This window comes from Streptomyces sp. NBC_01508 (genome assembly GCF_045040315.1).
In the GTDB taxonomy this organism is placed as follows: domain Bacteria; phylum Actinomycetota; class Actinomycetes; order Streptomycetales; family Streptomycetaceae; genus Streptomyces.
In genome coordinates this window covers 304,898-315,266 of sequence record NZ_CP109419.1, presented here as the reverse complement: position 1 = coordinate 315,266, position 10,369 = coordinate 304,898, and the positions used below count along the sequence as shown (strand labels likewise).

The 10,369-nt window shown below is 71.8% G+C and carries 9 protein-coding genes; 7 read left to right on the top strand and 2 right to left on the bottom strand.

Translation table 11 applies throughout. The annotated features are described in order from the left end of the window. Window positions 1-295: 295 nt before the first annotated feature. Complete coding sequence (locus OG700_RS01430; RefSeq protein ID WP_405607603.1) at window positions 296-1,195, top strand: GNAT family N-acetyltransferase; 900 nt, start codon at window positions 296-298, stop codon at window positions 1,193-1,195. 203 nt (window positions 1,196-1,398) lie between these two features. Then, window positions 1,399-2,295 (top strand): hypothetical protein, encoded by an 897-nt coding sequence (locus OG700_RS01425; protein WP_405607600.1) that lies wholly within the window; start codon window positions 1,399-1,401, stop codon window positions 2,293-2,295. 41 nt (window positions 2,296-2,336) lie between these two features. On the opposite strand, the gene OG700_RS01420 is transcribed toward OG700_RS01425, so the two are convergent. Next, window positions 2,337-2,921, bottom strand: a complete 585-nt coding sequence (locus tag OG700_RS01420; protein ID WP_405607597.1) for an exonuclease domain-containing protein — start codon at window positions 2,919-2,921, stop codon at window positions 2,337-2,339. Between the two features lie 173 nt (window positions 2,922-3,094). Beyond that, the gene (locus tag OG700_RS01415; RefSeq protein ID WP_405607594.1) at window positions 3,095-3,427 is read right to left on the bottom strand and encodes a hypothetical protein; all 333 of its coding nucleotides are present in this window, start codon (window positions 3,425-3,427) and stop codon (window positions 3,095-3,097) included. Between the two features lie 416 nt (window positions 3,428-3,843). Between OG700_RS01415 and OG700_RS01410 the strand changes: the two genes are divergently transcribed. The 5 genes from OG700_RS01410 to OG700_RS01390 all read left to right on the top strand — a co-directional run bounded on the left by OG700_RS01410 (window position 3,844) and on the right by OG700_RS01390 (window position 10,248). Then, entirely contained in the window at window positions 3,844-7,239 is a 3,396-nt protein-coding gene (locus OG700_RS01410; RefSeq protein ID WP_405607591.1) for a tetratricopeptide repeat protein, read from the top strand. Window positions 7,240-7,419: 180 nt separating this feature from the next. Continuing rightward, window positions 7,420-7,974: a hypothetical protein gene (locus OG700_RS01405; protein ID WP_405607588.1), complete on the top strand. Its 555-nt coding sequence runs from the start codon at window positions 7,420-7,422 to the stop codon at window positions 7,972-7,974. Continuing rightward, a complete protein-coding gene (locus tag OG700_RS01400; RefSeq protein ID WP_405607585.1) occupies window positions 7,971-8,318 on the top strand; it encodes a transcriptional regulator in 348 nt (115 codons plus the stop codon). The genes OG700_RS01405 and OG700_RS01400 overlap by 4 nt, the downstream gene beginning before the upstream one ends. Before the next feature lie 98 nt (window positions 8,319-8,416). Then, on the top strand, window positions 8,417-9,289 hold the full coding sequence (locus OG700_RS01395; protein ID WP_405607582.1) for an ABC transporter ATP-binding protein: 873 nt from the start codon (window positions 8,417-8,419) through the stop codon (window positions 9,287-9,289). 65 nt (window positions 9,290-9,354) lie between these two features. Further along, window positions 9,355-10,248: an ABC transporter permease gene (locus tag OG700_RS01390; protein ID WP_405621368.1), complete on the top strand. Its 894-nt coding sequence runs from the start codon at window positions 9,355-9,357 to the stop codon at window positions 10,246-10,248. Window positions 10,249-10,369: the final 121 nt, after the last annotated feature.

The window sequence follows — 10,369 nt, the reverse complement described above, 5'->3', positions numbered from 1 at the left end:
GCATGTTTCGAAAGTCCCGCCTGGCCGACGACGCCTGGCACGCGCACTCGCCGCGTTGTCGGAATCATCCAAGTACGTCCAGTACGAGAACGATCCTCCGCCTTGCGATCGCACGCACCAGACGCCGTCGGCCCCGCCCTTCGGGCGGACGGCGCTACTTTCGCAACACGCCCTCGTGCGCCCGCCGGGTTCGCAGTTCTCACCGGGTTCGCAGTCCTCGCCCACGTACCCGCGCCGCGCCGACCGGTCGGAAATCGGGTGCGGAGTGGCGGTGCGGTGGTGTGTGATCAGGGATATGGCGATTGTGCTGGGCAGGCCGGGAGTCGACGGGCTGGGCGAGGCGGTGGGCGTGCTGCGGGAGTGGCAGTACGACGGGGCGCCGATGCAACTGCATCCGGGGGACGTGGGCTGGTTCTGGCGGTCGGGCGCCGAAGCGACCGCCGCGGCGGTCAGGACGTGGAGCCGGAACGGACGGATTCTCGCCGTCGGGCTGCTGGACGGTCCCGCGCTGTTGCGGCTGACGATCGCGCCGGACGCTCAGCGGGACGAGGGGCTGGCACGGCAGTTGGTCGAAGATGTGACCGAGCAGGAGCGCGGCGTGCTGCCCGGGGGAAGGGCGAACATCGAGGCGCCGATGGGTGCCCTGGTCCAGGGTCTGCTGTTCGAGGCCGGCTGGGACGTCGACGAGCCGTGGACGCCGCTGCGCCGCGACCTCACGGAGCCGGTGAACGACCCCGGCGTGCGGATCGAGTCGGTCGGGCCGGAGCGGGCGCACGTGTTCGCCGCCGTACATCGGGCGGCGTTCGACGGGTCGAGGTTCACGGACGAGCGCTGGCACGCGATGGCGGCCGGACTGCCGTACGCCGACGCCCGGTGTCTGCTCGCGTACGACGACCGGGGCGACGCGGTGGCGGCCGTGACGGTGTGGTCGGCCGGTCCGGGCAGGCCCGGGCTGCTCGAACCGATGGGCGTGCACCGGGAACATCGCCGTCAGGGCTACGGCGAGGCGGTCACCGTCGCCGCGGCGGCCGCACTCCAGGAACTGGGCTCGTCGAGCGCGATCGTCTGCGCCCCGACCTCCAATGCCGGCGCCGTCGCCACGTACCAGTCAGCCGGCTTTCTGCGATGCCCCGAGGTCCGGGACCAGTACCGGAGCGCCCAGGCATCCGGGTCGTCGGTCACGAGCGGGGCCTGACAGGCAGTACGGCAGCGGTGCCGGTGCCGGTGCCGAGGGGTACGTATCCGTGCTCGTCGCAGCGGGGTGGCGACGGCTCCGTACCCAGTAGGGTTGCTCTCTTCGGGCGGCGCAGGCTCCCGGAGTCCTGAAGGCGACCGCCCCTGATGATCTCCCGACCAGTGACTTCTCGTCCGGACGACAACATACGCGGGGTGTGGCGGATGCCCGTCGCTGATGCCCTGCGAGGGCGCCGGGCTCTGTGGTGGAGCGTCGGGCACAACGGGGAACTCGCGGTTCTGCTGGTACACCAGCGGTATCTGAAGCGTTTCCGCTACATCAAGGGCTGGGTCGGCTGGGGCGTGGAGACCCCCTTCACCGGTGAACTGGTCGTCATCCGTGGGCGGGAAGAGCGGCGCACGCCGGTGCGAGACATCCGGATCCGGCCCAGCCACTTGGCCCTGCTCCCCGATTCCCGGTTCCTGCTGGCGGGTGGCGGCCCGTCCCGGCTCGCGGCGGGCGAGACCTGGCAGCCGAATGCCGTGGTGTTCTGCGCGTCGGGGACACCCGAAGGCGAGTTCTGCATCGGCGCCGACATCCCCACCCTGGTCACCGACCGCGAGGGCGGTATCTGGATCGCCTACGGAGACGAGGGCATCTACGGGCACCACCCCGAATCGGGAGAGGGCCTGGCCGGATGGTCGCCGGAGGGCCACGCCACATGGCTTCCTCAAGGGCGTTTGCCCGACGTCCCGTTGGGAGGCGCCACTGCCGCGACGGAGGGAGACCATGTGTGGTTGGTCTGGTACTCCGGTGGCCGCCACGGAGGGACCTTCCTGACCCGGATCACCCCGTCCACCGGCGAAGTGACCAGCTACCCCAGCCCTGTCGGGCAACCGGACGGATTCGCGGTCCGCGACAACCGCGCCGTACTCACCGTCCGCGACCACAACAAGCGGTCCACCGAACTCATCCGCGCCGAACTGACCGGCGGCGCGTGGACCGTGACCGGCCGACGCGAACTGCGGACCCCCGGACGAATCGTCCTGCGCTGCGGCCAGGGCCGCGACGGTTCTCTCTGGCTGCGCACGGGTGACACCTGGCTGCGTACCGAGGCCTGAAGACCTGGCGCGCCTTGGTTCCGCCGGCCCGGATGGGCGCGTCAAGCGGGGTGTTGGACCGTGGCCGGCCAGGCGCCCCGTTCCGACAGGTGGAGCAGGAGCGCCGCGATGTTCCAGGCGTCGTCCTCGCCCCGGTGGTGACGCCCTTCGAGCCGCCGCCCGGCGATCTCCAGGGCCTGTGCCATGCCGGGTCGCTTTCGCAGCCCGTGCGCCTCGGTGAAGACCGCCTTGGCGTTGGTGTGTTGGCGGCCGAAGGGGTAGGGCGCACGAGTGGCCCGGCACTGCCGGGTGAACTGGTGGCGGTCGTAGTCGCCCCAGCTGACCCACGGCCGGGTGCCCGCGTGGTGCTCGGCCGCCAGCAGCCGGCACGCCTCGGCGAAGCTGACCCCCTGACCGACTTCGTGTGGGGTGAGGCCAGTCAACTCCGTGCAGAACTCGCTGACCGTGGAGCGGACGGGCCTGACCAGAATCCGGTGCCGGGCGACGCGCTCACCGGCGTCCAGGTCGACGACGGTCAGTCCGATCTCGATGATCTCGCTGACCGCGCCGGGCGGCGGGGAACCGGCCCAGCAGGTCGCTTCGACGTCCACGACGTTGACAAGGTGCTCGGCCCAGACGCTGTCCATGGAGGGGAGCGTAGAGAGGGACGGCGGCCGGGGCACCTGGATTTTCGGAATCAGCCCCTGACCCGTGCGCGGTGGGGCGGAGGGCGCGTGGTCGCCGCTGCTACGTGCCGCGCGTCAGGCTCTCGCGTCACTCAGGCACGTTCGAGCAGCCCTGGTGCGAACGGTCTCGCCGCTCACCGTGAGTACGTGCCGCTCATTGCCCAGATGGCCCAGACGACAACGCCGACCGGCGCCATGACGGCCACCGATCCGAGAACGGTCCCGGCCCATGCCCGACGGCGGTCCGCTCCTTCTCGCTCCCGCATGCCGCGCAGCGCGCCGATCCCGGAGACGACCGCGGCTATCCCCACGGGCACGACCAGGTAGACGGGGAAGTACCGCAGAGACGGATCGACGGAGGTCGGCAGCCAAGGCCAGCCGAACAACATCAGGCCGAGCACGCCCAGTACCAGCGAACAGGTACCGTTCCGCCCTCGCGGGGCGCTCACTTGGGTCCACTTGTTCATGGTGCCGAGGGTAGGAAGCGGGCGATACGTCGCGCGTGGGGGCGGCTACTCAGATCCCGGTGAGTAGTCACCAGCCGAGTCGTCGCCGGGGCGTCGGGACCGAACGTCCGCGCGTGGCATCAACTGCCAACCGGAGAAGCCTTGTTCTCGGCTGAACCTTGGCGGGGAACAGGACGAGGGTGGCCGGTCCGCGTCTGTTGTGTGCCGGAAGCGTGGCCTCCGCGCTGCGCCCGGGGGATCATCGAGTTGCGGCCTCAGCGTTCCTGACCCGCCTGTACGTCTGTACGTCTGTCCGCCTGCCCGTGAGGAGATCCGGTGTTGGACGAAGCGATGGCCAACGACCGGGGCGACGTCATCGTGCACGAGCGGGCCGCCCTCGCCTGCCCCGACTCCGGACGCGGACGCGGGCAGGACCGGTGAGTGAGACCGTCGCCGGAGTCGGTGAACCGTCCCGCTCCCGCCAGACGGTGCGTACGGACGGTGGCTTCGCCTACGGGGTGACCGGCGCGGACATCCATGTCTTCGGCGACGGCATCCCCCTGTACGTACTGGAGAACTGGCGTCCGCCACCGCACAGCGACCCGCAGTGGTTACGGGAGTTGCCCAGCCGCATGCTCAGCGCCCGCCACGCGGTGGTCGAGTTCACCGGCCGCGAGAGCGAACTCACCGATCTGTGCCACTGGCGCGACAACGGGCCACGGCTGGACGCCCGTTGGCTGCACGGTCCTGGAGGGCAGGGCAAGACCCGGCTGGCCGACCGGTTCGCCGCTCGGTCCGGCGGCGCCGGATGGAAGGTCGTCACCGCCACCCACGGCCCCGGAACCGTCCTGCCTTCACCCGGCAGCCAGGATCTGCGCCTGGACGGCGCCCGCGGTCTGCTGTTGGTCGTCGACTACGCGGACCGCTGGCCCCTGACCCATCTGGCGTGGCTGTTCAGCAACGCCCTGCTCCACGGGTCCGCCGTGAGAGCCCGCATCCTGCTGCTGGCGCGGACCGCCGACACCTGGCCGGCGGTCCGCGCGGGGCTGGCCAACCATCAGGCGGGGGCCTCCGCCCAGTTCCTGGAGCCCCTGCCCTCCCGGGAGACCGGGCCGCGCGTCCGGATGTTCCAGGCCGCCCGCGACAGCTTCGCCGTGCGCTACGGCCTGACCGACCCGGCCGGCGTCGCGGCGCCCGGCCCGCTGGAGCACCCGGATTTCGGACTCACCCTGGCTGTGCACATCGCCGCCCTGGCCGCCGTCGACGCCCACGCCACCGGCCGCGGCCGTCCCCCGTCCGACATGGCCGGCCTGACCGTCTACCTCCTGGACCGCGAACACCTGCACTGGGCACGCCTGTACGGCGACGGCGATGTCGACGGCGACAGGTACGGCGGCCATGAACTCAGCCCCGACGGGCGCACCTTCTCCACCCCGCCGCAGGTGATGAACCGGACAGTGTTCACCGCCGCCCTCACCGGCAGCCTGGAACCTTCCGCGGGCACCGCACTCCTCGGCGCCCAGCGCTCGCAGTACTCCCGGCCCGCCCCGGAGAGGGTTCTCGCCGACCACGCCCTCTGCTATCCCCCCGCGGACCCCGGCCGGGACACCGCACTGGAGCCGCTGTATCCCGACCGCCTCGCCGAGGACTTCCTCGCCCTCACCCTCCCCGGCCATCAGGCCGACTACCCCGCCCAGCCCTGGGCGGCCCCCACCACCAACTCCCTGCTCACCCGGCAGGGAGCGGGCCGGTCCGCACCCAACTGGACGCCACGAGCGATCACGTTCCTCGCCACCGCCGCTCAACGCTGGCCTCACCTCGGCCCGCGCCACCTCTACCCACTCCTCCGTGACGACCCCCGGCTCGCCCTGGAGGCGGGCAGCGCAGCGCTGACCGCCCTCGCCGCCCTGGACGACATCGACCCCGTACTCCTGGAGGCCATCGGGTCGCTCTTCCCCTCACTCGAACGCCACCCGGACCTCGACCCCGGCATCGCCGCGTTCACGGTCCCGCTCGCGGAGCACCAGTTCTCCCTCAGCGACGACCCGGCCGAGCACGCGCGCATTTCCGCGCATCTCGGTGTCCGCTTCTCGAACGCCGGGCTCCATGAGCGAGCCGTGCACGAGCAGGAGTACGCGGTGGCGATCTACCGCCGATTGGGCACCGAGAGCGCCGGGGCCGCCGCCCACGCACGTGCACTCGGCGTCTCGCTCTACCTCCTCGGGGCTTCGCTGGGGGTCCTGGGGAGAGCGGCGGAGGCGCTGGCGGTGACCGAACAGGCGGTGGCCGTCTTTCGCCAACTGGCCGAGCCAGACCCCCACACCGGCCCCGCCACTCGACAACTCCTCGCCGCCTCGCTGACCAACCTCGGTCTCTGGCTGGCGGCCGTGGGGCGGAGGTCCGAGGGTCTGATGGCATCCCAGCAGGCCGCGATCCTTGAGCAGCCCGACGCAATCGACAGCGGAAGGGAGGCATCGCACGCGCAATTTCTGCACAACCACGCCACCCACCTTCTGGACGCCGGGCGGTCGGCCGAGGGCCTGGAGACGATTCAGCGGGCAGTGGCCGCCCGGCAGCACCTCGCCGAGGTCAACCCCGCCGCCCACACACACGACTTGGCGGACTCGCTGACCAACCTCGGCAACGCCCTTGCCGCGATGGGACGCCGGGAGGAGGCATTGGAGGCGACCGGGCGGGCGGTCGCCCTGTACCGCCGGCTGGCCGAGGCGAACCCCGCCGCCTATGAACCCGGTCTCGCCAACGCGCTGAGTGGTGCCGGTGTCGACCTGGCCGGCACAGGCCGACTCGCGGAGGCGGTGGAGGCAGGGGAGGAGGCTGTCGCCGTCCGGCGCAGGCTCACTCGGGCGAACCCCGCCGCCCACGAACCCGAGCTTGCTGTTTCCTTGTCCAACCTGGCCGTGTGGCGGTTACGGGTGGGGCGCGCACCCGAGGCGTTGGAGGTGGCGGAGGAGGCGGTGGCCATCCACAGGCGCCTGTGCGAAGTGAATCCGGCGGTCCACGAACCCCGTCTGGCGGACTCGCTCGACAGCCTCGGTCAGGGCCTGATGATGCTGGGGCGTGGGAGCGAGGCGGTGACGGCCATGCGTCAGTCGGTGGCCCTGTTCCGCCGCCTGGCCCAAGACGACGCACCGGCCTACGAGTTGAGACTCGCTCGCTCTCTGCACGACCTCGGCCTGCTCTTCGTCATGTCGGAGCGATGGGCGGACGCGGAGCGGACCGCCGAGCAGGCCGTGGCGATTCTCCGCCGGCTGAACGAGGCGAACGCCCCCGCCCACGAACTCGACCTGGCGAAAGCGCTGACCAACCTCGCTGTCGCTCTGGGCCGGCAGGGCCGGTGGGCGGAGGCCGCGCGGGAGGCCGCACATCCCGTCGCCCTCCATCGCCGACAGCCCGAGGCGCCTCTCGCCGGTCACGAACCACTCCTCGTGCATCTGCTGACCGGCCTCGGTCTCCAGCTGGCCGAAACGCAGATGTGGGCCGAGGCGTTGGAGGCGTTCACGCAGGCGGTATCCGCTCAGCGACGGATCACCGAAAGCGACCCCGCCGCCAGCCCTGCCCTCGCCGCCTGCCTGCGGAACCTCGGTACCCACTTGGCGATCGGGGGACGGTGGGGCGACGCCGTGGACGTGGTTGCGGAATCGGTGGCACTCCTACGCCGACTCACCGCGCAGCACCCCGGCGTTCACGAGCCCGGCCTCGCCGGAGCGCTGACCGTGCTGAGCCACGCGCTCGGGCGGCTCGGGCGTCGGGCCGAAGCGCGGCAGGCGTCCCGGGAGGCGGCGGCCCTCGGCCACCGGCCGCCTCGTAGGTGAGCCGCCGGGTGGCGACTCCGCCCTTCACTTGCCTACAGGGAAAGTCGAAGGTAGCTTTCCCAGTAGGCAAGTGGAGCGGGCTTGTCCCGCACGGCCGTACGCCGTCGGCCCGCTCTCCAACCGCACACTGTCCTGAATGGTCAATCGTCAATGGTGAATAGTCATGGGAGGGCGGCGGCCGTGAGCACACCGGTGGATGCCGAACAGGCCTGGAGAGACCTACAGCGCATCCGGGTGCCGCAGGAGCGGGTGTACGACGAGATCGAGCGGTACGCGTCCGGCGGCCCCGGCGCCGCGTACGCCACGGCCGCGATCATGTGGGTCTTCCTGGCCGGACTGGGCCTGGACCTGCCCCGGTGGGGCGTCTGGCTGGTCGTCGCCGGGTACGTCGCGCTGGTCGGGGCGCTGGCCGTGACCTACAGCCGCAGGAGCCGGATACAGCTGCACCGCTCGCGCTGCGACTGGCGGATGTTCGCCACGTTCGCCGCCGGGGGAGTGGTGACCGGCGGGACGGCCCTGCTGTCCGGGCGCCTGGTCGAGTCACTGGAGCCGATGTCCGCCGGCCTGATCCAGGCCACGGTCACGGCGGCCGTGTTCCTGCTGTTCGTCGGGCCGGCGAGCCGCTGGTCGACAGGCTCGTTGCGCGGTGGCAGCGGTGGCAGCGGTGGCAGCGGTGGCAGCGGTCGCGAGCGGGCGGCGAGCAAGCGGGCGGCGAGCGAGGAGGCGGGGCGATGAGCACTCCCACCGGCTTCGACGAGCTGATCCATCCCGCCACCCGGCTGTCGGTGGTGGCGCTGCTCGCCACCACCGAATGGGCGGACTTCGCTTTCATCCGCGACAGCCTCTCGCTCAGCGACTCCGCGCTCTCCAAACAGCTGCACACCCTGGAAGAGGCCGAGTACCTGGAGATCCACAAGGAGGGCGGCGGCCGTAAACGGCGCACGAAGGTACGGCTGACGGACCGCGGCCGTACCGCCTTCGAAGGGCATGTGGCGGCGCTCCGGGCGATCGTCGCGGGCGCCGGCCCCGCGGCACCGACCGGCCCGGCACAGCAGCGGCACGCGGAGGCGGGACGTTGACGCCACGCGGACACACCCCCGTACACCCCGCACCGTCCAACCTTGCTGCTCCGGCCACCACCAACGCCCAACCCGTCGTCCAGGCGCGGGATTTGACCATGTCGTACGGGGACACCGACGTCCTCCACGGCATCGATCTGGACATCCACCGCGGCGAGGTCTTCGCACTGCTCGGACCCAACGGCGCCGGAAAGACCACCACCGTCGAGATCCTGGAGGGCTTCCGCCGGCGCTCCGCCGGGGAGGTCCGGGTCCTCGGCGCGGACCCGGAGCGGGGCGACGACGCCTGGCGCGGCCGAATCGGACTGGTCCTGCAATCCTGGCGCGACCACCGCCGCTGGCGGGTCGCCGAGCTGCTGACGCACTTCGCGACGTACTACCCCGCCCCGCGCGACCCGGCCGAACTGCTGGCCCTGGTCGGCCTCACCGACCAGGGCGAGCAACAGGTGGACCGGCTGTCCGGCGGACAGCGCAGGCGGCTGGATGTCGCGCTCGGCATCGTCGGCCGCCCAGAACTTCTCTTCCTGGACGAGCCGACCACCGGCTTCGACCCGCAGGCGCGGCACGAGTTCCACGTCCTGGTCGAACGGCTGGCACGCGACGAAGGCGTCACCGTCCTGCTCACCACACACGACCTGGTGGAGGCCGAACGGCTCGCCGACCGGATCGCGATGCTCGTCGGGGGCCGGATCCGGGCCTGCGGCACCCCCTCGGAACTGGCCCGGCGGGCCGCCGCGCAGGCCGAGGTCCGCTGGACGGCCGACGACGGAACGCCCCGTCGCGAACGGGCCGAGGACCCCTCACTGCTGGTCTGGGAACTCCACCGGGACGCGGGCGGCCCGATCGCAGACCTGGAGGTCCGCCGCCCGACGCTGGAGGACACCTATCTGCACATGGTGCATCGGGAGGACGGCGGCACGGCGGGCGTCGTGGACTCAGAGGCACAGGCCGCAGGAGAGGGACGCACGTGACGAACAGAACGGCCAGGGACAGGACCGACCCGGCGGACGCGACCGACGCGGCGGCCGGGGCGGGTGTGAACGACGTACCGGACGCGGCGACCGAACCTCGCCGCCCCACCCGCCGCCACTGGCGTGTCGGCCTCATCCGCGGCCGCATCGAGCTACGGCACCTCCTCCGCAACCCCAAGGAGCTGTCCGGCCATCTGACCAACGTGGTCGTCGCGCTGCTCGTCGCCGCCTACGTCAGCGACGACGTACCCGGCACCGACACCCCGATGTCCCATCTGGTGCTCGCGGGCTTCGCCGCCTATCTGCTGTTCCAGATCGGGCTGGTCAACCTCCCGCAGATGCTCGTGACCGAGCGGGAGGAGGGCGTGCTGCTACGGCTGCGCGCCACACCCGGCGGGATTCCGGCGTATCTCGTCGCCAAGTGCCTGCTGGTGGTCGTCACGGCGGTCGGCACCCTGGCCCTGCTTCTGGCAACCACGGCGCTGCTGGTGGACGGCCCACTGCCGCGGGGGCCCGGCGGCTGGCTGACGCTGCTGTGGGTCACCACACTCGGGCTGCTCGCCGTCGTACCGCTGGGCGCGGCCATCGGCGCGGTGCTGCCCAACCCGCGCGAGGCACTGGCGTTGATCATGCTGCCGACGATGGCGCTGCTGATCACCTCCGGAGCGGTGTTCCCGATCACCGCGCTGCCCGTACCGGTCCAACAGGTGGCCTCCGTATTCCCGCTCAAGTGGATGGCCCAGGGCCTGCGTTCGGCGCTACTGCCGGACTCCGCGCGGGCCGCCGAGGCGGCCGGCTCCTGGGAACTGCCCATGGTCGCCCTGGTGCTGACCGCCTGGGCGGTCCTCGGGTTCCTCCTCGCGATCCCTCTCCTGCGGCGCGCCGCCCGCCGCGAGTCCGGCTCCCGCCTGACCGCGCGCCACCACAAGGTGGCACAGAGCGGGGCGGTGTCCCCGTAGGCGAGGGCGGTTTCCGTCGACGCGCCGTCAAGGCGCCGGAACCGTACGCGTACGCCGGGGCCTGCGGCCGCGGGCCCCGGCACGGACAACTCCACCCGCCTACCCGCCTGCTACCCCTGTC